The sequence below is a fragment of the Allobosea sp. Root483D1 genome (genome assembly GCF_001429505.1).
Taxonomy (GTDB): Bacteria; Pseudomonadota; Alphaproteobacteria; order Rhizobiales; family Beijerinckiaceae; genus Allobosea.
On record NZ_LMJW01000022.1, the window covers coordinates 295,655 to 315,433 of the forward strand.

Below are 19,779 nucleotides of genomic sequence, written 5' to 3' on the forward strand. Positions count from 1 at the left end.
GAGGGTTCATGGGGATCGCGCTTTTCAGTACGGCAGTGGCTGCTGCCGGCGCTCTGGCCTTCGGCACGCTCACCGGAGGGGCGGCGCTCGGCCTGTTCATCGGCGCGGCGATCTGGCTCGGCCAGCGCGCCTTGAGAGACATATGAACTCGCGCGCACGCTTCTCGGTACACTCATCAGGTGGATGAGGCGATCTTCTTCGCCGGGATGGGTTGACACTGACCGGTCCGATGCGGAATTTGGCGGCCCGGCGCGGGTGTAGCTCAATGGTAGAGCAGCAGCCTTCCAAGCTGAATACGAGGGTTCGATTCCCTCCACCCGCTCCAATCGCCTCATGCCTTTCGTGGCGCGAAGCGCCAGGGCGTCGGCCCGTCATCGGCATCTCCACAAGCCAGAGCATTCCCCGGTCTGCACATGGCATCGGGCGAGGCCGGTCATCGATTCTTGCCCCGGTCATAATCGTGGCCAGATTGCGGCGCGCTGCGGGTAGCAAAGCCGCAAGCTGATCTGCTAGGTTCTGGGGGGAATAGCGGTGATCTGCCTGCTGATCTGGCCGGTCACTACGGATAATCTCGCGGAAGCGCGCGAAAATCGGACTGACGGACGCAAGCCCGCCACGCGGTGCTGGACATATTTCCGCCGCAAGACAGGAGAAATGCCATGCTCAAGATAGCAATCGCCGCAGCGGGCTTCGCTGTTCTCAGCCTCGCGGCGGCTCCGGCCTTCGCCCAGGGCAAGAAGGGCAAGGACGAGTTCCTCGGCGTCGATCTCGACACCGGCCGCACCTATTACGATGGCCGCAACGACGGCAAATACTGCCTCTACAAGACGGTGCGGGTGTTCAACCGCTACTCCGGCTACTACGAGAACCGGCGTGTGCGTCGCTGTGGCCGCGGCCTCTATATGTGAGGGGCTGACATGACCCGTATCGCCAAGTTCATCATCGCTCTCGGCCTTGCGTCGGCAGCAGCGGCCTGCGGCCCGACCGTCGTCGCCGATCCCAACGGCCGTCTCATCAACACCGGGCTGGTGCAGGACGGCGACTGCCTGACGCGCACCGTCATGGTCTATGACCGGGAGCTCGGCTACGAGCGCGCGGTCGAGCAGCAATTCTGCGGCGGGCGCGCCCGCATCGCGCGCTGATACCGCAGGCCCCGCGTCCATGGTGGAGGCGGGGCCTCCGTTTTTTGCTAGATCATCGCGCGTCGAACGGACGCGATCACGATGATCTACCATATTGTTATTGCATCGGATTCTTCCGAAAGTGGATTCCACTTTTCGGTCCGATGCCATAGGGTTCGGTGAATCGTTCGGTCGTCCCGGAGAGAACCCGTGCCCAGGCTCTGCAAGTTCACCTCGCCCAGCGACGGCAAGCCCGTCTACGTCAATCCCGACCAGGTCAGCGTCGTCTACACCTTCAAGGGCCAGCCACCCGACACGATCATCGCCTTCGGCAAGGACTTCCAGCTCGGCGTGAAGGAAAGCCTGGAAGAGACTGTCAGGATTCTCGAAAGCGTCACCGGGGATGCCGGGCGCTGACAGCCTGAACCGGCGCAGCCGTTTCCCCATCGCTGCCGGATTGTCGCCCCAAAGCAGCCATGCGGCGCTTCCATCCTCGCGCCATGAGGATCATCGCCGCATCAGCACTCACCCTGGCTCTCGGCGCTTGCGCCACCACGCCGGACCCGATCGTCGAGGACCGTTCGCGCTGCGACGCCTATGGCTTCCAGCGCGGTACCGACGCCTACGCCAACTGCGTCATGACGCAGGATCGTGATCGTGAGCGTCGTTACGACCGCCAGGCCGGGCAGCGACCCTCCCGCGCCGAGCGATCTTACGGGTCCAGCGAAGAATAGCTCTCGGTCTCGGGTTTGCCATCCGGCTGGCGCGGCTGCGGGTTTCCGCTCCTGCCCGCTTCCGGCTGCTCGAGACTGTTCAGTCAGAGCCATGATCCATGCTTCGCAGCTCGAGACGGCCCGGCTCGTCGTCAGGCCCTTCTGGCAGGCCGACGCATCGCTGCTGGTCGCTCTTTTCGCCGATCCGGAGGTCCATCGCTTCGTCGATGACGGGCAGGCGCTCGCGCCTGATGTCGCGGCGCTCTGGGTCGGGCGCTCGGCGGCCAATCTCGAACGCTTCGGATACGGCACCGGCGCCGTGATCGAGCGCGCCAGCGGCGAGCTGATCGGCTGGGCCGGCTTTGCGCGGCCGGGCGATGGCTCGCAGGAGGTGATCTACGGTCTCCGGAGAGCAAGCTGGGGCAGGGGGCTGGGGAAGGAGCTGCTCGCCGGCCTCGTCGCCTTCGCCGCGCAGCGCGGCATCTCGCCGGTCAGGGCGACGGTCGATCCTGGCAACTGGGCCTCGGTGCATCTCTTGCGGCGGGCGGGATTCGTGCTGGCCGAACAGGCATATCGCGGCGATACCGCGGCCGATCTCTATCTGCATGGCGGTTGAGCGGTCCGCGCGCCCGAAAAAGCAGGATGTTGCTCTCGGCGGGCCGAATCGCAGTTCATTTTTCTCCGAAACGCGGTTCTGGCGCGTGCTCCCTTCGCCGACGGCCGGCCGCTGGCCGCGAAAGTGGGCCGCCATGCACCGATCGCAGGCTCGGCCGGTGCCGCGCCGGTTGGGCTTTGCGGCGAAGACGGCTACTGATCGCTCGGCCGCTGGGCGGCTTCGCCATCAGGGGCCGGCAGGACGATGATACTCGACGAGCGTACCTACGCCATCAAGCCCGCGCATGTGCGCGACTATCTCGACCTCTACGTCGCCGAGGGGATGGAGCTGCAGATCTCCCATCTCGGCCATCTGATCGGCTGGTTCACCACCGACACAGGCGTCGTCAACGAGGTCGTGCATATGTGGCGCTTCGAGGATGCCGGCGATCGCGAGCGCCGGCGCGCCGCGATGGAGGCCGATCCGCGCTGGCAGGTCTTCCGCGCCAAGGCGGCCCCTTACGTGCTCGAGATGCGCAGCCGGATCCTCAGGCCGACGCATTTCTCGCCGCTGCGCTAGCTGGTGTCGGGCGCTGCCATGGCCGCTGCGCCGACCCGACCGTCCGTCCGGCCGCTGGGCGGGCGGGGACTCGCTCTGCTCGTGGCTGGCCTCGAATGGCTGGGTGCGGCGATCCTCGCATCGCTCTTCGTCGTGGTGATGGCCGCGGTCACGCGCCGCTACCTGTTCGGCGGCGGTCTCGTCTGGTCGGACGAGCTTGCGATCTGGCTCAATGTCGCGCTCGTTGCGGTCGGTGCGCCGCTCGCTGCGACGAGCGCTCTCGCCATGCGGCTCGATGTCGTCGTCAATCTGTTGCCGCCGCCGGGGCGGCGCCTCGCCGCCATCCTGGCCGAGGCGATCGCCGTCCACGGCGCGTTGGTGCTGGCGCTCGGCGGCGCCAGCGTCGCGGCATTGGTCGGCGGCACCTCGACTGTGCTCGGCCTGCCGGAGAGCCTGCGCTTCGCGACCTTCGCCATCGGCGGCGGGCTGACCCTCGTCGTCGTGCTCTGGCGCGCGGCGCTCGCGCAATCCTGGCCGGCGGCGCTCGCCGCGCTCGTGCTCGGGGCGGGGCTCTATGCACTCGCGCAGACGGCGACCGGCCTCTTCGTCGGGACGCCGAGCCTGGTCGCCGGGCTCGCCGCCGCAGCAGGGCTCCTGCTCGGCGCGCCACTGCCTTTCGCCCTGCTCGCCGGCGTCTCGCTCTCCGGCGCCTTCGGCGGCCTGCTGCCGGAGCCGGCCATCGTCCAGAACACGGTGGCGGGCGTCTCGAAATTCCTGCTGCTGGCGATCCCGTTCTTCCTGCTCGCCGGCGAATTGCTGACGGCAGGCGGTCTTGCCGAGCGGCTGGTGCGCTTCGCTGCGGCGCTCGTCGGGCACCTGCGGGCCGGGCTGGCACAAACCGCGCTGGTCGCGAGCGTGCTGTTCTCCGGCGCCTCCGGCTCTTCGGTCGCCAATGCCGCCTTCGGTGCCAAGGTGATGGCGCCGGCTCTCGTCGCCCGCGGCTACCCGCCGGCCAATGCGGCGGCGATCGTCGCGGGCGTCTCGATGCTCGACAACATCATCCCGCCCTCGATCGCTTTCCTGATCCTGGCGGCAGCGACCAATCTCTCGGTCGGCTCGCTGCTGGTCGGCGGCTTCGTCGCCGGAGCGGTGCTGACGCTGGCGCTCGCCATCGGCATTCATCTCAGCGTCCGCGGCGTCGTCGATTCCGCCCCGCGCGCCAGCGGCGCCGAGCGAGGGCGGGCCTTCGTCGGCGCGCTCCCGGCGATCGGGCTCGGCATCGTCGTCGTGGTCGGTATCCGCTTCGGCGTGGTCACGGTGACGGAAGCCTCGGCGCTCGCCGTCGCCTATGCGCTCGTCGCTTGCCTGCTGCTGCGCAGCCTGAACGCCGGCACTGTGCTGGCGTCCTTGCGCAAAGCGGCGGGGGAGGCGGCGGCGGTCGGCCTCCTGATCGGCGCCTCCGCGCCTTTCGCCTTCCTGCTCGCGGTCGACCGCGTCTCCGAGCAGATGGCCGGGCTGGTGACGGCGCTGGGCGGCGGGCCGCTCGCGGTGATGCTGCTCTCCAATCTCGTCCTGCTGGTCGCCGGCCTCTTCCTCGATATCGGCGCGGCGATCCTCTTGCTGGCGCCCTTATTGCTCCCGGCCGCCATCGCCGCCGGCCTCGACCCGATCCAGTTCGGCGTCGTCCTGGTGGTCAACCTGATGATCCACGGGCTGACGCCGCCGCTCGGCATCCTCGTCTATGTCGTGAGCGGCATCATGCGGCTGTCGCCGGCTGCAGTGTTCCGGGCGGTGCTGCCCTTGCTGGCGAGCCTCCTCGTCGCACTCTTCGTTCTCTGCCTTGCGGTGGCGGCCTGGCCGTCGCTACCTCTGTCCTTCAAGGAGTTGTTCCGATGGCTTTGACCCGCCGCGCCTTCGCCGCCGCCACGATCGCCGCACCGGCCGTTCTGTCTGGCCGCGCCTTCGCCGCCGGCCGGCCGGTCACGGTCGCCTCGCTGCTCGGCGAGGACAAGCCGGAAACCCGGATCTGGCGCCGCGTCACCGAGAAGCTCAACGCCAGCGCGCCCGGCCGCTTCGACCTGCGCGTCGTGCCCAATGCCGCGCTCGGCGGCGAGAAGGAGGTCGCCGAGGGTCTGCGTCTCGGTTCGGTCCAGGCCTCGCTGTTCACGATCTCGGCGCTCTCGGCCTGGGTGCCGGACGGGCAATTGCTCGATCTGCCCTTCCTGTTCCGCGACCGCGCCCATCTGAAGCGCATTCTGGCCGGGCCGCTCGGCGAGGAGCTCAAGCGCAAATACGAGGCGCAAGGCTTCGTCGTGCTCGGCTTCATCAATTACGGCGCCCGCCATCTCCTCGCCAAGGAGCCGCTGACCATGCCTGCCAGCGTCAAGGGCAAGCGCATCCGCGTCATCCAGAGCCCGCTGCACACCGAGCTCTGGTCGGGATTCGGAGCCTACCCGACGCCGATCCCGATCCCCGAGACCTACAATGCGCTGAAGACCGGCGTGGTCGACTGCATGGACCTGACCAAGTCGGCCTATGTCGGCTTCAAGCTGCACGAGGTCGTGCCCTATCTGATCGAGACCGGCCATATCTGGGCGGCTGGCGTCGTGGCGGTCTCGGCCAGCTTCTGGAAGGGCCTTTCGCCTGAGGACAAGGCGGCGTTCTCGGCCGCGGCTGCGGAAGGGGCGGGCTATTTCGACGAGCTCATCATCGCCGACGAGGACGCCTCGATGGCCAAGGCGAAGGCCGAGGGCGGCAAGGTCGTGCAGCCGGAGGACCGGCCCGGCTGGGAGGCCGGCGCGCGCAAAGTCTGGGCCTCCTTCGCGCCCAAGCTCGGCGGCCTCGACAAGATCGAGGCGATCGCCAGCAGCGCCTGAGGCCGCTTGCGATCCAATCCAGCATTGATCTCACAGGAGCGCCGTCCGCATGTCCGACCGTCCCGTCCTTCTCGTCACCGGCGGCAGCCGCGGCATCGGCGCCGCGATCTGCCGGTTCGCCGCCGAGCGCGGCTATGACGTCGCCGTCAACTACCAGGGCAATGCGCAGGCGGCGGCCGATGTCGTTGCGGCCTGTGGCCGGGCCGGAGCGAAGGCGGTTGCGATCCAGGGCGACATGGCGAACCCCGCCGATATCGCGCGTGTCTTCGCCGAAGCCAAGGCAGCCCTCGGACCGCTGACCGCGGTCGTCAACAACGCCGCCATCACCGGCAAGAGCAGCCCGCTCGCCAAATCCGACTTGCAGGTCATTCGCGCCTGCATCGACCTCAATGTCACCGGCGCGATCCTGGTGGCGCGCGAGGCGGCTCAGGCCCTGCTCGCCAACGAAGGCGCGAAGAACCGCGCCATCGTCAACATCTCCTCGATCGCGGCCGGGCTCGGCTCGCCCAATGAGTATGTCTGGTATGCCGCCTCGAAGGCGGCGGTCGATTCCATGACCATCGGCCTCGCGATCGAACTCGCTCCCGCCGGCATCCGTGTCAACGCGGTGGCGCCCGGCATGACGCAGACCGATATCCACGCGCTCTCGACCGGCGATGCCGGCCGCGTCGACCGCATCGCTCCGACGATCCCGCTGAAGCGCGTAGCCGAGCCGGAGGAGATCGCCGAAGCGGTGCTGTTCGCGCTCTCCGAGGCCGCCTCCTACATGGTCGGCTCGATCATCCGGGTCGGCGGCGGCCGCTGAGAGGCGTAGGTCAGTTGCAGAGCTCGACTTGCCTCATGCGCCCTTCGACAAAGGCCTGCGTGAAATGGCAGGGCATGCGGTTGACCGGCTGGGAGAACCAGCTCGCCGTCGGCGAGTCGTGGTAGACCGGATAGGCCTGCGTCTGCGGGTCCGGTTGGGGCTGGGTCATGTGCTGGTTCGGCGTGGTGCGGTTGTTCGCGACCGTGGTGATCAAGCCATGAGTGCCGGAGCCACCAACGGCGGCTAAAGCTGGCGATTGAAGAGCGAGGCTCCCGAAGGAACCGGCCAGGGCGAACGCTGCTGCGATCAGTGTCTTGTTCATAACAGCCTCCAAAGTCGCGATATCGCTTAATCAAGGCCACTTGGCCGCGCCGGATTGGCGGGCAGTCGACTTTGCCGCCCGCAAATCGGCCAAGCTGTGACCTGGATGTGTTGCCTGATCACGAAGCCGTGCCGCGGGGCTCACGAAGGGGTGAGGCGCAAGCGCCGCCTAAACGACAGAATCGGCTGCAGGAACAGCCACAGACGGCTGGAGCCGCGGCCCGTCCGTGCTAGATCGGCTGCCAGCCTGTTCAACCGGAAGCCGCCATGCGCGTCCTGCTCGTCCTGATCGCCTTCGGCATGGTCGCGGTGCCGGCCCTGCTCGCGCTGGCACGCAGCGACCTGCCGCGCGGCCGGCGGATCGTCAACGCGCTGATCGTCTTCCTGGCGCCGGCCTGCGCGCTCGGCTTGATCCATGGCGTGCCGGAGCTCGACGGCAGGGCGCTGCAATACCCGGTCGCCTGGACGACGCTGCGACTCGTCCTGACCGGCCTCGCACTGATCCTGCCCTGGTGCCTCTATGTCTGGCTGAACGGCCGGCGCTGACTTCCTACGGATGATCGAGATGACCGAACCTGCCGAAACACCGACGATCGACCACGCCTTCACCGGCGACCGCAAGGGCCCGGCCCACGACCCGACCTATGCCGGCGCGCTCTCCTTCATGCGCCGCCGCTACAGCAAGGATGTCGCCGGCTGCGATGCCGTGGTCTGGGGCGTGCCCTTCGACCTCGCCGTCTCGAACCGGCCCGGCACCCGCTTCGGGCCGCAGGCGATGCGCCGCGTCAGCGCGATCTTCGACGGCGATGCGCAATACCCCTCGCGCATCGACCCATTCGAGAGGCTCGCCGTGGTCGATTATGGCGACTGCCTGCTGCCGCGCAGCGATCTGCAGGGCTGCGCCCGGGCGATCGAGAGCGGGGCCGCCGCGATCATCGCCAGCGGCGCCCAGCTCGTCACCCTCGGTGGCGACCATTTCATCACCTTGCCGCTGCTGCGCGCCCATGTCGCCCGCCATGGCAAGCTCGCCATCGTCCAGTTCGACGCGCACCAGGACACCTGGGATGACGGCGTCGGCGCGATCAGCCACGGCACTTTCGTGCTCGAGGCGGTGCGCGAGGGGTTGATCGATACCCAGCGTTCGATCCAGATCGGCATCCGCACCGTCGCGCCGCGCGATTGCGGGATCAAGGTGATCGACGCCTATCAGGCGCATGCGCTCGGCGTCGACGGCATCGCGGCCCAGATCAAGGAGAGGGTCGGGGAGGGGCCGGCTTACCTCACCTTCGACATCGACGCGCTCGATCCGGCCTTTGCGCCGGGCACCGGCACGCCTGTCTCCGGCGGCTTCTCCTCGGCAGACGCGCTGCGCCTGGTCTGGGCGATCCGCGACCTCGATTTCCGCGGCATGGACATCGTCGAGGTCTCGCCGCCCTATGACCATGCTGATGCGACTGCGATCGCCGGTGCGGCGGTGGCGCAGCACTATCTGCAGGCGCTGGCGCTGAAGAAGGCGGGTTGAATCGGGATGGCAGCTTCGGCCGCTATCCGATTCCGAATGCTGCGATATCTCGAAGCGCGTCCTGCTCGGGTTTGACCCGAGCATCTCAGGCCGAATGAGGCTTCAGCGGGCGCCCTCTGGTCAATGAGATTCTCGGGTCTGCGCTCCGCTCCGCCCGAGAATGACGTGAGCGCGTACCCGCATCATTGACAGCCGCCCCGGTGCGGAACATATACGCTCCATGACGATGAACCCGACCCGACGTCGCAGTGAACAGGCCGCCTTGGCGCGCCCGCGATGACGCTCGGCTTCTAGTCCGAACGCCCGCGACCGCGCCCCGAGCGCGGTTTTTTTATGCCCGTCGCAAAAATGATGTCCGGTTTTGCGACAGTCATACTCGAAAAGCCAGCCAACGAATTTCGTCCGCTTCCACCAGACGCCTTGCGAGGGTCCGATGAGCCAGAACCTGAAATCCATCTTCATCGACGGCGAAGCCGGCACCACCGGGCTCGGCATCCGCGAGCGCCTCGCCGATGTGGCGGAGGTCGTGGTCAAGAGCATCGATCCGGACAAGCGCAAGGACCCCGCCGCCCGCAAGGCGATGATGGCGGGCGTCGATCTCGTCGTGCTCTGCCTGCCCGACGATGCGGCCAAGGAATCGGTCGCGCTCGCCGACGAACTCGGCAATGACGCGCCCAAGATCGTCGATGCTTCGACCGCCCATCGCGTCGCGCCGGACTGGACCTATGGCTTTGCCGAGCTCGAGCCTGGCTTCGCCACGAGGGTCGCCAACGCCAACCGCGTCTCCAATCCCGGCTGCTACCCGACCGGCGGCATCGCCCTGCTGCGTCCGCTCGTCGATGCCGGGCTGCTGCCGGCCGGCCATCCGATCACCGTCAACGCGGTCTCCGGCTATTCCGGCGGCGGCAAGAGCATGATCGAGGCCTATGAAGCCGGCACAGCGCCCGATTTCGAGCTCTACGGTCTTGGCCTCAAGCACAAGCACCTGCCCGAGCTCCAGGTCTACTCGCGGCTGGAGCGGCGGCCGATCTTCGTGCCCTCGGTCGGCAATTTCCGGCAGGGCATGCTGGTCTCGATCCCGCTGCATCTCGATCTGCTGCCCGGCAAGCCCAAGCCCGCCGATCTCGAAGCGGCGCTGGCGGACCGCTATGCCGGTTCGACCTATGTCAGCGTCCTGCCGGTGGATGCGAACGGCAAGCTCGAGCCGCAGGCGCTCAACGACACCAACAAGCTCGAGTTGCGCGTCTTCGGCAATGCCGATCTCGGCCAGGCCGTGCTCGTCGCCCGGCTCGACAATCTCGGCAAGGGCGCATCCGGCGCCGCCGTGCAGAACATCCGGCTGATGCTCGGCCTGCCGGAAAGTTGACAGCGGTTCACATTTCGAACCGTTTCCACCGACCCCGACGAAACAGTGGCTGCACCCCCCAAATGGGGGATGCGGCCACTTGCGCTTGAGATCATAGCTGAATCTGGCGGCTGGAAAGCGGGGGCGATTCGATGCCGGGATTTGATACGTTGGGCGCGCGTCTGGCGCGCAGCCGGCGAAGGCTCGAGCGCGAGCGCGCCGAGATGAATGTCGAGCGGCTGGCTGGGCTCGATACGGCCGTTCGGGGCGATGGCGTCTCTGCTATCGCAACGGCCAGTGTGCCGGTGCCGTCATCGGCGCAAGTGATCAGGTTTCCGCGCTTGAGCGAGCGCAGCAGGGACTGAGGCGGCCGTGCCAGGGTATGGCTGCCAGCGCTGCCGGGGCGAGGTCGAACAGCCCCGGCAGCGTTTTTTCTTTGGTTTACCGACGCCAGATCGAAAACTTGACCTGCCAGCCTGCCTTGCAGGCTGGCAGGTGTCGTCTCAACGCGAGTAAGGCTTGAAGAGCTGCTTCTGCGTGCCCAGGCCCTCGATGCCGAGGGCCACCGTCTCGCCGCCCTTGAGGAAGCGCGGCGGCTTGAAGCCGAGGCCGACACCGGGCGGGGTGCCTGTGGTGATGACATCGCCCGGATCGAGCTGCATGAACTGGCTGATATAGTGGACGAGATAGGCGGCGCCGAAGATCATCGTCTTGGTCGAGCCGTTCTGGACGCGCTCGCCGTCGACCTCGAGCCACATCGCCAGGTTCTGCACGTCGGCGATCTCGTCCGGCGTCACCAGCCAGGGGCCGAGCGGGCCGAAGGTCGGGCAACCCTTGCCCTTGGCCCATTGGCCGCCGCGCTCGGTCTGGAACTCGCGCTCCGAGACGTCGTTGCAGACGCAGAAGCCGGCGATCGCGGCCATCGCGTCCTTCTCCGCGATATAGGAGCCGCCGTCGCCGATCACGATGGCGAGCTCGACTTCCCAGTCGGTCTTCTTCGAGTTCTTCGGAATGATCACGTCGTCATTGGGGCCGACGATGCAGTTCGGCGCCTTGTTGAACAGGATCGGTTCGGCCGGGATCGCCGCCCCGGTTTCGGCCGCGTGGTCGGCGAAGTTGAGGCCGACGGCGATGAAGTTGCGGACATCGCCGACGCAGGCGCCGACACGCGGCGAGCCCTCGACCAGCGGCAGTGATTCGGGGGACAACGCCTTTAGCTTGGCGAGAGAGGCCGACTTCAGCGTCGCTCCGGCGAGATCGGAGACATGCGCCGAGAGGTCGCGCAGCTTGCCGGCGGCGTCGATCAGACCGGGCTTCTCCTGGCCGAATGCGCCGTAACGAACCAATTTCACGTCGTTTCCCCCTTTTTCAATCGTTTCAATAGGGTTGAAAGGCAAGACCGAAGGTCGGGATGATTCTGGGCGGACTGTCTGTCCGATGCAAGCCCGCTCCGACGCATGCCATGCCTGCGGGCATGCGAGAGCCGGATTCGAGCAGGTTGCCGCAGCCCTGACCGGTGAATCCGCCTCTCAGTTGAGTTCAGAGACCGTTTTTGCCGATCGGCCGCCGCATCGAGCCGCTCGGGATGGCTCTGGAGGTTGTGGCGCTTATGCAACGCTCCTCGCTAAAGAGCGGCATCGTTTCGGGCCCGCGGGCAAGGTTATGTTGCGGCGCACAATGCCAAAATCACGATAGTTCGTATCTAAACTATCTTTTCCGTCGCCGGCTTTGATGCGGGACACGCGAAATACGTGATTTTTGCACGTTTTTGGCCCTGCCGATGCGGAAACCCGGCCGAGCATGGCGATTTGAAGGTGGTCAAGGCGGGATTGCGGCGTAATCCGGCAGGCGGCATGTTGATGACAGATTCCGCGGCGTGCTTCGCCGCAACTGCCACAACAAGAACCTCAGCCTGGGGAAGACGCCGCGATGAAGAGCCTCCTGAAACTCACCGCCGCCGCCACCGTCTCGCTTTCGGCGCTACTGGCGGCCGGCGCGGCTTCGGCGAGCTCCTTTGCGATCCGTTCGGGCCAGAGCGCCGAAGGCCTCGGCATGGCCTATGCCGGCGCGGCCTCGGGCGGCATCGGCATGGGCTCGATGGCCTGGAACCCGGCGACGATCACCATGTTCCCCGGTCGCAACAGCCAGTGGAACTTCACCTACGTCTACGCCAATGCCAGCTATGATCCGACCTCGACGACGCGGCTTGCTCCGCCGTTCGCACCGCTGGGCACGCCGAATCCGATTCAGAACGGCACCGGGAACATCGGTGGCGACGGCGCCTTCATTCCGGCCTCCTATTCCGCCTGGCAGCTGACGGACCGGTTCTGGATCGGCCTGACCACGGGCGCTCCCTACGGCCTGCGTTCGAAGCCCGACAACCAGATCAATGCGGGGCAGGTCTACAGCCGCTCGGCCAAGGTCCAGACGATCAACGTCTCGCCGACCATCGGCTATCAGGTCAACGACTGGATTTCGGTCGGCGCGGCCTTACAGGTCCAGTACTTCAATGCGTCTCTCAAGACCGCCGCGACTCCGGCGCCGACCTCGGCGCCCGTCATCATCGAAGGCGACACGATCGACTTCGGCTATCGGTTCGGTGTCAACCTGACCCCGTTCAAGGGAACGACGGTCGGCCTCGCCTATCGTTCTGCGGTCCGTCAGACACTGACGGGTAGCTTGCGTACGCCTTTGGGCGGCCAGCCGGTCAAGGCCAGCCTCAACCTGCCCGATTCCGTGGTCTTCGGCCTGTCCCAGGAGATCAACGACCAGTGGCAGGTCCATGCCGGCGTCGAGTGGACCAATTGGAGCCGGTTCCGCAACATCCCGATCGTCAGCACGTGGACGGGCCGGCCTGCGACCAGCCTGAACTTCCAGTATGACGACGCCTGGTACTTCTCCGCCGGTGCCGAGTACAAGTACAGCCGCGATCTCACCCTGCGCGCCGGTATTGGTTATGAACTCTCCGCGGTCAACGATCGCAACCGGACGCTGTTCATCTCGGACAATGACCGGCTCTGGCTCTCGGCCGGTGGCAGCTACCAGGTCACCGACAAGCTCAAGCTCGACGTCGGCTACACCTATATCCATGTGAAGGAAGCTTCGGTCAGCTACACCGGTACGCATCCGCAGCAGTCCGCGGTAATCTACACCGCCGAGGCCAAGCCCTATATCCATATCGTCTCGGCCGCTCTGACCTATCGCTGGGACAATCCCGTCGAGACGATCCCGGTCCGCCCGGTCGTCCGCAAGAACTGAGCAGAGCCGCTGCGACATTGAAAAAGCCGGCCTTCGGGCCGGCTTTTTTGTTGTGGTGAATGGCTCGGGTCACAGGCGAAGGGCGTAGAATCGCGTCCGCCAAATAGCGGCCGGACGTTCGAGCCAGCAGTGACGGCTGCCGCTTACGCCTTGATCTTCACATAACTGCCGGGCGCGTCCTCCAGCGCGGGCAGGGGGCCCTCGCCGGGGATGCGCGGCTTGACGCGCTTGGGCGCCTGCTTCTCGACCCAGGCGAGCCAGTGCGGCCACCAGGAGCCCGGATGCTCCTCGGTCTTCTCGAGCCAGTCCTCGAAGGCGCCCGCGGGTTTCGGGCCGGTCCAGTACTGGTACTTCACCTTGGTCGGCGGGTTGACCACGCCGGCGATATGACCGGAGCCGGCCATGACATAGTCGACCGGGCCGCCGAAGGTCTGCGAACCGAGGAAGACCGATTGGGCCGGGGCGATGTGGTCCTCGCGAGTCGCCAGATTGTAGATCGGGATCGTCACCTTCTTCAGGTCGAGCAGCTTGCCGCCGAGGCGCATCTCGCCCTTGCTCAGCTTGTTCTCGAGATAGCAGTTGCGCAGGTAGAAGGAGTGGTTCGCCGCCGGCATCCGGGTCGAATCCGAATTCCAGTAGAGCAGGTCGAAGGCGGTCGGCGCCTTGCCTTTGAGGTAGTTGTTGACCGCGTAGGACCAGATCAGATCGTTCGGCCGCAGCATGTTGAACGCACCCGACATGCGCGCTCCGTCGAGATAGCCGCGCTCGGCCATCTGCTCCTCGACGGCGCGGATCTGCTCCTCGTCGACGAAGACTGCGAGCTCGCCGGCATGGGAGAAGTCGACCTGCGTGGTGAAGAAGGTCGCGCTGGCGATGCGCTTGTCCTTCATCGCGGCCATGTAGGCGAGGGTGACGCCGAGCAGCGTGCCGCCGACGCAATAGCCGATCGTGGAGACCTGCTTCTCGCCGGTGATCTCTTCGATCGCTTCCAGCGCGGCGAAGATGCCCTCGCGCATATAGCTCTCGAAATCCTTGAGTGCGTGGCGATGGTCCGGGTTGACCCAGGAGATGCAGAAGACCGTCAGCCCTTGCGAGACGCACCAGCGGATGAAGCTCTTCTCGGCATTGAGGTCGAGGATGTAGAACTTGTTGATCCAGGGCGGCACGATCAGGAGAGGGCGCTTCAGCACCGTCTCGGTCGCCGGTGCGTACTGGATCAACTCGATGATGTCGTTGCGGTAGATGACCTTGCCCGGCGTGGTCGCGATGTTGACGCCGACCTGGAAGGCGCCGGCATCGGACTGGCGGATCTTGAGCTCGCCACCGCCGGCCTCGACGTCCTCGGCGAGCATCTTCATGCCGCGCACCAGGTTTTCGCCATTCTGCGCCATGGTCTCGCGCAGCAGCTCTGGATTGGTCGCGACGAAATTGGACGGGGAGAGGGCCCCGGCGATTTGCTTGACGTAAAAGCGCGCCTTCTCGCGCGTATGCGGGTCGAGCTCATCCGCTTGCTCGACCATGCCTTCGGCCCAGCGCGTGGTCAGGAGATAGGCCTGCTTGACGAAGTCGAAGACCGGATGGGTGTTCCATTCGGGGTCGGCGAAGCGGGCGTCGCGCTTCTCCGGTGCGATCACCGGCTCGACCTGCTCGCCGCCGAGTCGCTTCAGCGTCGAACTCCACAGGCTGAGGAAGTCGCTGGTGAGCGCGCCCTGGGCCTCGATGATCTTCTTGGGATCGCTGACCCAGCGCTCGGCGACGCGGCCGAGCACCTTGACCATCTCGCTGGCTTCGTCGGCCTGGCCGGTCTTGGCTTCGCCCCGCTCGATCGGCTTCATATAGGCGGCCGTCACCTTGCCGGCCTGCTCGACCAGCTTGCCCATGTTCTGCGCCATCGCCTCGAAATCGGGCACCGCCGGCAGCTCTGCCTGCGGCGCTTCTGCCGGTTTCCGGTGGGCTTTGCCCTTCTCGTCAGCAGGCGGACACATGATGGCGCTTCCCTCGGTAGCCTTACGCAGGAGTTGCACTCCCCATTTTGGACCCATTAAGGACCTAACCGGTATGAGTGACAAAGAAATTTTGCGGAAGCAGGGCGATGGCTGACAGGCGGACTCAAATCTCGCTCAAGGCGGCTGGGCTGGTCCTGTTCGTCGGAGCCGCGCTCGGAGGCTGCGGGGCGGCGCGTGGCGTGGCCGAGATGACCGATTTCGCCACGACGCCGGGCGAACCCAAGCCCTTCGTGGTCGAAACCAGGCCGCAGGATCCGAAGTTCATTCCGATCGGCACGACCGTCTCGCGACAGGCCAAGCGCAAGACTGTCGACGAATTCAAGAAGCTCGAGGCGGAACTCGAAGCCAAGCGGACATCGAATGAGGCGGCGGGCACGCAGGCCCAGAGCCTGGGCAAGGTCCTGCCACCCCCGGCGCCGCCGCCTGCTCCGCCGCCGTTGCCGTAAGAATGAGGGTATGGCTGCGCGCGAGGTGGCTTGCTTGACGCTGGTCAGGCGGCTCCAATCGCGGTCTTCGCGCCGGAGCCTCCGCAATGATCCTGATCGGCCAGTATGATTCGCCTTTCGTGCGCCGCGTCGGCATTGCGCTGACGCTCTACGAATTGCCCTTCGAGCACCGGCCCTGGTCGGTCTTCGGCGACGGCGAGAGGATCGCGCCGCTCAATCCCCTGGTCCGCGTGCCGACGCTCGAGCTCGATGACGGGCTGGTGCTGGTCGAGAGCCATGCCATGCTCGATTATCTCGACGGCTTGGTTCCGGCTGAGCGCGCCTTGTTCCCCCGGCAGGAGCCGGCGCGCCATCCGGCGTTACGTGTCGCCGGGCTGGCGATGGGGCTGGCCGAGAAAGCGGTCAGTCTGTTCTACGAAGTGCGGTTGCACGATCAGGTCTCGGAGATCTGGGCCGGGCGCTGCCGCAGCCAGATCGCCAGCGTCCTCGCCGCTTTGGAGCGGGAGCGGGCCGAGCGGAGCAGCGACTGGTGGTTCGGTGACCGCATCGGTCATGCCGATGTCGCGCTCGCCTGCGCCTTGCGCTTCGCCAGCGACGCACATCCCGATCTCGTGGTGCTGAGCGATTATCCCGCCTTGGCGGCGCATTCGGCCCGCTGCGAGGCGCTCGAGGTCTTCCAGGCGATCAGCCAGCCCTTCATCCCGCCGGCCTAGAGTTTGATCGGCAGACCGTCCCTAGGCGTTGCTCGCGGGTGGCATGCGTCGCCTTTCGATGAATCTTGCTTATTTTGCTCTGTCGGGGCGAAAGTTGCGGTGGTAAGGCATCTCAACGCAAGAATGTGATCGGCCGCCTTCCGGGCCGGCGATCCGCAAGGACCTGTTGCCGAGATGACCGACTTCCACCGCATCAAACGCCTGCCGCCCTATGTTTTCGAACAGGTCAACAAGATCAAGGCAGCCGAGCGCGCCAAGGGTGTCGATATCATCGATCTCGGCATGGGCAATCCCGACCTGCCGGCGCCGAAGCACGTCATCGAGAAGCTGGTCGAGACCGCCGGCAAACCGCGCACCGACCGCTATTCCGCTTCGAAGGGCATCGCCGGCCTGCGTCGCGCCCAGGCGCATTACTATCAGCGCCGCTTCGGCGTGACGCTCAACCCCGACACCCAGGTCGTCGCGACGCTCGGCTCGAAGGAAGGCTTCGCCAATATGGCGCAGGCCATCACCGGCCCGGGCGACGTCGTGCTCGTGCCCAATCCGAGCTATCCGATCCATGCTTTCGGCTTCCTGATGGCGGGCGGCGTGATCCGCTCCGTCCCGGCCGAGCCGACGCCGGCCTTCTTCCCGGCAGTGGAGCGCGCCATGGCGCATTCGGTGCCGAAGCCGATCGCGCTCGTCACCTGCTATCCGGCGAACCCGACCGCCTATACCGCTTCGCTCGATTTCTATCGCGACCTCGTCGCCTTCGCGAAGCGGCACGACCTGATTCTGCTCTCCGATCTCGCCTATGCCGAGGTTTATTTCGACGAGAACGACCCGCCGCCCTCGATGCTGCAGGTGCCGGGCGCGATCGACGTCGCCGTCGAGTTCACCTCAATGTCGAAGACCTTCTCCATGGCCGGCTGGCGCATGGGCTTCGCGGTAGGCAACGAGAAGCTGCTGGCGGCGCTGGCGCGCGTGAAGTCCTATCTCGACTACGGCGCCTATACGCCGATCCAGGTCGCGGCGGCGGCAGCGCTGAACGGCCCGGAGGACTGCATCCGCGAAATGCGCGATGTCTATCGCAAGCGCCGCGATGCGCTGGTCGAGAGCTTCGGCAAGGCCGGCTGGGAGTTCCCGGCGCCGCAGGCCTCGATGTTCGCCTGGGTGCCGATCCCGGAGAAGTTCCGCCATCTCGGCTCGCTCGAGTTCTCCAAGCTGCTGATCGAGAAGGCCGAGGTCGCGGTCGCGCCGGGCATCGGCTTCGGCGAGCATGGCGACGATTACGTCCGCATCGCCATTGTCGAGAACGAGCAGCGCATCCGCCAGGCCGCGCGCAATGTCGGGCGTTTCCTGAAGACCGCGGATCAGACCCTGCACAACGTCATCCAGATGCCGAAGGCAGGGTAGGGGAGCAGCTGACGCATCGCCCCGTCATTGCAAGCGCAATGACGGGGCCGGTGTTGCACGCCGGCACTGGACCGAGCCTCCGAAACATGGGAACCCAAGCGGCGGGGCGGATAGCAGGGATTGAGCGCGCATCATGGTCTCGAAAGGCCGGTTGATCGGGATCGTTTTTGGCCTGTTCGCGCTGGTTTGCCTGTTTGCGACCTATGATTTCTCGCGCGGCCGCAACACCGACACAGACTCAGCCCTGATCGCCGAGGTGCTGACCGCTTCGCGCGCCAAGGAATGCGGCCGCGACGCGACCGAAATTGCGACCAAGTATTTCCCGGCCGGCATGGGCCGCGCCGAAGCCGAACAACTGCTGGCGCAGACCGTGATCCGGGCGCCGAAGCCCTGGTTCTGGAAGCCGGTCGACGAGAACTCCACCCTGGCGGATGGCGACAGCATCGAGGCGCTGCGCACCATCAAGATCACCGCCTTCGGCAACCAGCTGCTGCGGCTCTATCTCGGCTTCGAGGGCGGCAAGATCCACAAGCTCGCCGCCGAGGTCGTCTGCCGCTTCGAGTGAAGGCGGTCGAAGCTGACCTTGAGCCTTGCGATCTCTCCTCATTGCGTACTCAATCCAGCGTTTCCGAAAGGGTTCCCTACACCCCTTCGCCGTTGACTCCCCGCGCGCCTCATGCGACCCCGCCGACCATGACCATGCACGCTGCTCCCTCCGAGATCAGGCCCCTGCGCGTCGGCATTGCCGGCCTGGGAACAGTCGGCGCGGCGGTCGCCGGCATTCTGAAGCGTCAGGAGAACGCGCTCGCCGCCCGTTGCGGCCGGCCAGTGCGGGTGACCGCGGTCTCGGCCCGCGACCGCAACCGCGATCGCGGCATCGATCTCTCCGGCTTCGTCTGGTTCGACGATCCGGTGGCGCTCGCCAGCTCTGGTGACATCGACTGCCTGGTCGAGCTGATCGGTGGCTCGGACGGCCCGGCCAAGCAGGCCGTCGAGGCTGCGCTCTCGGCCGGCAAGCACGTCGTCACCGCCAACAAGGCGCTCCTTGCTGCCCATGGCGTCGCGCTCGCCGAACTCGCCGAGGCCAATGGCGCGGCGCTCGCCTTCGAGGCCTCCTCGGCCGGCGGCATCCCGGTGGTGAAGACGCTGCGCGAGGCGCTCACGGGCAACAATGTCAGCCGACTCTACGGCATCCTCAACGGCACCTGCAATTACATCCTCTCGCGCATGGAGCTGGAGGGCCTGACCTTCGAGGCCTGCCTGAAGGATGCCCAGCGCCTCGGCTATGCCGAAGCCGACCCGACCTTCGACGTCGAGGGCTTCGACACCGCCCACAAGCTCGCCATCCTGACCAGCCTCGCCTTCGGTACGAGGATCGACGCCGAAGCGATTCATGTCGAAGGCATTTCCTCGATCACGCCGCTCGACCTGAAGATGGCCGACGAGCTCGGCTACCGGATCAAGCTGCTCGGCGTCGCCGAGCGGACCAAGACCGGCATCGAGCAGCGCGTGCATCCGACCATGGTGCCGAAGTCGTCTGCGATCGCGCAGGTCATGGGCGTCACCAATGCGGTGACCATCGATGCCGACGCGGTGCGTGAGATCACCCTGGTCGGCCCTGGCGCCGGTGGCGGCCCGACCGCCTCGGCCGTGATCGCCGACATCGCCGACGTTGCCCGCGGCACCGCCGGCCATCCCTTCGGCATGCCGGTCGCGCGGCTGGAGCAGCCGACGCGCGCGCCGATGCAGCGTCACGAAGGCGGCTACTATATTCGCCTCGCCGTCGCCGACCGCCCTGGAGCTGCGGCCGCGATCGCGACTCGGATGGCGGAAGCCGACATCTCGCTCGAGAGCATCGTGCAGCGTCGCTCTGAGATTGCCGCCCAGCGCGATCCCGGCGGGCGTTCCGGTGCGCCGGTTCCTGTCGTGCTGATCACCTACGCCACCAGCGAGCGGGCGATCCGCGCCGCGCTGGAGAAGGTCAGCGCCGACGGCCACATCGCAGAAGCGCCGCAAGTCATCCGTATCGAGCGGGAATGAGCATGGTAGGCGTGGCCATCCGCGGCTTCGCCATATCCTCGCCAGTCCGTTCGCCATTTGCCTCG

General features: G+C 66.4%; 22 protein-coding genes and 1 tRNA gene. 20 read left to right on the plus strand and 3 right to left on the minus strand.

Features of this window, described 5'->3' with window-relative positions:
* Positions 1 to 8: 8 nt before the first annotated feature.
* The 11 genes from ASE66_RS32245 (at position 9) to ASE66_RS24295 (ending at position 6,668) form a co-directional block, all read left to right on the plus strand.
* The gene (locus ASE66_RS32245) at positions 9 to 146 is read left to right on the plus strand and encodes a hypothetical protein (protein ID WP_156412312.1); all 138 of its coding nucleotides are present in this window, start codon (positions 9 to 11) and stop codon (positions 144 to 146) included.
* A gap of 105 nt (positions 147 to 251) precedes the next feature.
* A tRNA-Gly gene (locus ASE66_RS24250) sits at positions 252 to 325 on the plus strand.
* A gap of 334 nt (positions 326 to 659) precedes the next feature.
* On the plus strand, positions 660 to 908 hold the full coding sequence (locus ASE66_RS24255; protein WP_057192320.1) for a hypothetical protein: 249 nt from the start codon (positions 660 to 662) through the stop codon (positions 906 to 908).
* A gap of 9 nt (positions 909 to 917) precedes the next feature.
* Positions 918 to 1,142, plus strand: coding sequence for a hypothetical protein (locus ASE66_RS24260; RefSeq protein ID WP_057192321.1), 225 nt, complete (start codon positions 918 to 920; stop codon positions 1,140 to 1,142).
* Between the two features lie 189 nt (positions 1,143 to 1,331).
* Positions 1,332 to 1,538, plus strand: coding sequence for a hypothetical protein (locus tag ASE66_RS24265; protein WP_057192322.1), 207 nt, complete (start codon positions 1,332 to 1,334; stop codon positions 1,536 to 1,538).
* A gap of 59 nt (positions 1,539 to 1,597) precedes the next feature.
* On the plus strand, positions 1,598 to 1,855 hold the full coding sequence (locus ASE66_RS24270) for a hypothetical protein (RefSeq protein WP_057192323.1): 258 nt from the start codon (positions 1,598 to 1,600) through the stop codon (positions 1,853 to 1,855).
* Positions 1,856 to 1,946: 91 nt separating this feature from the next.
* Positions 1,947 to 2,450 carry a GNAT family N-acetyltransferase gene (locus ASE66_RS24275; RefSeq protein ID WP_057192324.1) on the plus strand — a complete coding sequence of 168 codons (504 nt, stop codon included), beginning with the start codon at positions 1,947 to 1,949 and terminating at the stop codon, positions 2,448 to 2,450.
* 243 nt (positions 2,451 to 2,693) lie between these two features.
* Complete coding sequence (locus ASE66_RS24280) at positions 2,694 to 3,008, plus strand: NIPSNAP family protein (protein ID WP_057192325.1); 315 nt, start codon at positions 2,694 to 2,696, stop codon at positions 3,006 to 3,008.
* Positions 3,009 to 3,026: 18 nt separating this feature from the next.
* On the plus strand, positions 3,027 to 4,889 hold the full coding sequence (locus tag ASE66_RS24285) for a TRAP transporter large permease subunit (protein ID WP_057192326.1): 1,863 nt from the start codon (positions 3,027 to 3,029) through the stop codon (positions 4,887 to 4,889).
* A complete protein-coding gene (locus ASE66_RS24290) occupies positions 4,880 to 5,863 on the plus strand; it encodes a TRAP transporter substrate-binding protein (protein ID WP_057192327.1) in 984 nt (327 codons plus the stop codon). Before ASE66_RS24285 ends, ASE66_RS24290 begins: the two co-directional genes overlap by 10 nt.
* 49 nt (positions 5,864 to 5,912) lie before the next feature.
* Positions 5,913 to 6,668 (plus strand): SDR family oxidoreductase, encoded by a 756-nt coding sequence (locus ASE66_RS24295; protein ID WP_057192328.1) that lies wholly within the window; start codon positions 5,913 to 5,915, stop codon positions 6,666 to 6,668.
* A 10-nt stretch (positions 6,669 to 6,678) separates the two neighbouring features.
* Here the strand turns inward: ASE66_RS24295 and ASE66_RS24300 are convergent, their stop codons facing one another.
* Positions 6,679 to 6,990: a hypothetical protein gene (locus ASE66_RS24300; protein ID WP_057192329.1), complete on the minus strand. Its 312-nt coding sequence runs from the start codon at positions 6,988 to 6,990 to the stop codon at positions 6,679 to 6,681.
* Between the two features lie 266 nt (positions 6,991 to 7,256).
* On the opposite strand from ASE66_RS24300, the gene ASE66_RS24305 reads away from it, so the two are divergent.
* The 3 genes from ASE66_RS24305 to argC all read left to right on the plus strand — a co-directional run bounded on the left by ASE66_RS24305 (position 7,257) and on the right by argC (position 9,877).
* Positions 7,257 to 7,535: a hypothetical protein gene (locus ASE66_RS24305; RefSeq protein ID WP_057192330.1), complete on the plus strand. Its 279-nt coding sequence runs from the start codon at positions 7,257 to 7,259 to the stop codon at positions 7,533 to 7,535.
* 19 nt (positions 7,536 to 7,554) lie between these two features.
* On the plus strand, positions 7,555 to 8,511 hold the full coding sequence (gene speB, locus ASE66_RS24310; protein ID WP_057193336.1) for an agmatinase: 957 nt from the start codon (positions 7,555 to 7,557) through the stop codon (positions 8,509 to 8,511).
* A gap of 433 nt (positions 8,512 to 8,944) precedes the next feature.
* Positions 8,945 to 9,877, plus strand: coding sequence for an N-acetyl-gamma-glutamyl-phosphate reductase (gene argC, locus ASE66_RS24315; RefSeq protein ID WP_057192331.1), 933 nt, complete (start codon positions 8,945 to 8,947; stop codon positions 9,875 to 9,877).
* A gap of 482 nt (positions 9,878 to 10,359) precedes the next feature.
* Here argC and ASE66_RS24325 read toward each other — a convergent pair whose 3' ends face one another.
* Positions 10,360 to 11,208 carry a fumarylacetoacetate hydrolase family protein gene (locus ASE66_RS24325; RefSeq protein WP_057192333.1) on the minus strand — a complete coding sequence of 283 codons (849 nt, stop codon included), beginning with the start codon at positions 11,206 to 11,208 and terminating at the stop codon, positions 10,360 to 10,362.
* Between the two features lie 577 nt (positions 11,209 to 11,785).
* Here ASE66_RS24325 and ASE66_RS24330 point away from each other — a divergent pair.
* Entirely contained in the window at positions 11,786 to 13,114 is a 1,329-nt protein-coding gene (locus ASE66_RS24330) for an OmpP1/FadL family transporter (RefSeq protein WP_057192334.1), read from the plus strand.
* Positions 13,115 to 13,257: 143 nt separating this feature from the next.
* Here ASE66_RS24330 and ASE66_RS24335 read toward each other — a convergent pair whose 3' ends face one another.
* A complete protein-coding gene (locus ASE66_RS24335) occupies positions 13,258 to 15,099 on the minus strand; it encodes a class I poly(R)-hydroxyalkanoic acid synthase (RefSeq protein ID WP_082613705.1) in 1,842 nt (613 codons plus the stop codon).
* Positions 15,100 to 15,206: 107 nt separating this feature from the next.
* Here ASE66_RS24335 and ASE66_RS24340 point away from each other — a divergent pair, with 107 nt between their 5' ends.
* From ASE66_RS24340 to ASE66_RS24360, 5 genes are all read left to right on the plus strand, one after another.
* On the plus strand, positions 15,207 to 15,566 hold the full coding sequence (locus tag ASE66_RS24340; protein ID WP_057192335.1) for a hypothetical protein: 360 nt from the start codon (positions 15,207 to 15,209) through the stop codon (positions 15,564 to 15,566).
* An 86-nt stretch (positions 15,567 to 15,652) separates the two neighbouring features.
* The gene (locus ASE66_RS24345; RefSeq protein WP_057192336.1) at positions 15,653 to 16,279 is read left to right on the plus strand and encodes a glutathione S-transferase family protein; all 627 of its coding nucleotides are present in this window, start codon (positions 15,653 to 15,655) and stop codon (positions 16,277 to 16,279) included.
* A 174-nt stretch (positions 16,280 to 16,453) separates the two neighbouring features.
* Positions 16,454 to 17,674, plus strand: a complete 1,221-nt coding sequence (locus ASE66_RS24350; RefSeq protein ID WP_057192337.1) for an LL-diaminopimelate aminotransferase — start codon at positions 16,454 to 16,456, stop codon at positions 17,672 to 17,674.
* A 151-nt stretch (positions 17,675 to 17,825) separates the two neighbouring features.
* Entirely contained in the window at positions 17,826 to 18,239 is a 414-nt protein-coding gene (locus ASE66_RS24355; protein WP_210178647.1) for a hypothetical protein, read from the plus strand.
* Positions 18,240 to 18,373: 134 nt separating this feature from the next.
* Positions 18,374 to 19,714: a homoserine dehydrogenase gene (locus ASE66_RS24360; RefSeq protein WP_057193339.1), complete on the plus strand. Its 1,341-nt coding sequence runs from the start codon at positions 18,374 to 18,376 to the stop codon at positions 19,712 to 19,714.
* Positions 19,715 to 19,779 lie beyond the last annotated feature (65 nt).

What these genes read in the sequence shown, in the direction of transcription:
- ASE66_RS24290 (WP_057192327.1), top strand. Translation starts at nt 4,880, where the DNA reads ATGGCTTTGACCCGCCGCGCCTTCGCCGCCGCCACGATCGCCGCACCG.
- ASE66_RS24350 (WP_057192337.1), top strand. Translation starts at nt 16,454, where the DNA reads ATGACCGACTTCCACCGCATCAAACGCCTGCCGCCCTATGTTTTCGAA.
- ASE66_RS24305 (WP_057192330.1), top strand. Translation starts at nt 7,257, where the DNA reads ATGCGCGTCCTGCTCGTCCTGATCGCCTTCGGCATGGTCGCGGTGCCG.
- ASE66_RS24280 (WP_057192325.1), top strand. Translation starts at nt 2,694, where the DNA reads ATGATACTCGACGAGCGTACCTACGCCATCAAGCCCGCGCATGTGCGC.
- ASE66_RS24260 (WP_057192321.1), top strand. Translation starts at nt 918, where the DNA reads ATGACCCGTATCGCCAAGTTCATCATCGCTCTCGGCCTTGCGTCGGCA.
- ASE66_RS24300 (WP_057192329.1), bottom strand. Translation starts at nt 6,990, where the DNA reads ATGAACAAGACACTGATCGCAGCAGCGTTCGCCCTGGCCGGTTCCTTC.
- ASE66_RS24340 (WP_057192335.1), top strand. Translation starts at nt 15,207, where the DNA reads ATGGCTGACAGGCGGACTCAAATCTCGCTCAAGGCGGCTGGGCTGGTC.
- ASE66_RS24255 (WP_057192320.1), top strand. Translation starts at nt 660, where the DNA reads ATGCTCAAGATAGCAATCGCCGCAGCGGGCTTCGCTGTTCTCAGCCTC.
- ASE66_RS24285 (WP_057192326.1), top strand. Translation starts at nt 3,027, where the DNA reads ATGGCCGCTGCGCCGACCCGACCGTCCGTCCGGCCGCTGGGCGGGCGG.
- argC (WP_057192331.1), top strand. Translation starts at nt 8,945, where the DNA reads ATGAGCCAGAACCTGAAATCCATCTTCATCGACGGCGAAGCCGGCACC.
- ASE66_RS24275 (WP_057192324.1), top strand. Translation starts at nt 1,947, where the DNA reads ATGATCCATGCTTCGCAGCTCGAGACGGCCCGGCTCGTCGTCAGGCCC.
- ASE66_RS24345 (WP_057192336.1), top strand. Translation starts at nt 15,653, where the DNA reads ATGATCCTGATCGGCCAGTATGATTCGCCTTTCGTGCGCCGCGTCGGC.
- ASE66_RS32245 (WP_156412312.1), top strand. Translation starts at nt 9, where the DNA reads ATGGGGATCGCGCTTTTCAGTACGGCAGTGGCTGCTGCCGGCGCTCTG.
- ASE66_RS24335 (WP_082613705.1), bottom strand. Translation starts at nt 15,099, where the DNA reads ATGTGTCCGCCTGCTGACGAGAAGGGCAAAGCCCACCGGAAACCGGCA.
- speB (WP_057193336.1), top strand. Translation starts at nt 7,555, where the DNA reads ATGACCGAACCTGCCGAAACACCGACGATCGACCACGCCTTCACCGGC.
- ASE66_RS24295 (WP_057192328.1), top strand. Translation starts at nt 5,913, where the DNA reads ATGTCCGACCGTCCCGTCCTTCTCGTCACCGGCGGCAGCCGCGGCATC.
- ASE66_RS24360 (WP_057193339.1), top strand. Translation starts at nt 18,374, where the DNA reads ATGCACGCTGCTCCCTCCGAGATCAGGCCCCTGCGCGTCGGCATTGCC.
- ASE66_RS24330 (WP_057192334.1), top strand. Translation starts at nt 11,786, where the DNA reads ATGAAGAGCCTCCTGAAACTCACCGCCGCCGCCACCGTCTCGCTTTCG.
- ASE66_RS24270 (WP_057192323.1), top strand. Translation starts at nt 1,598, where the DNA reads ATGCGGCGCTTCCATCCTCGCGCCATGAGGATCATCGCCGCATCAGCA.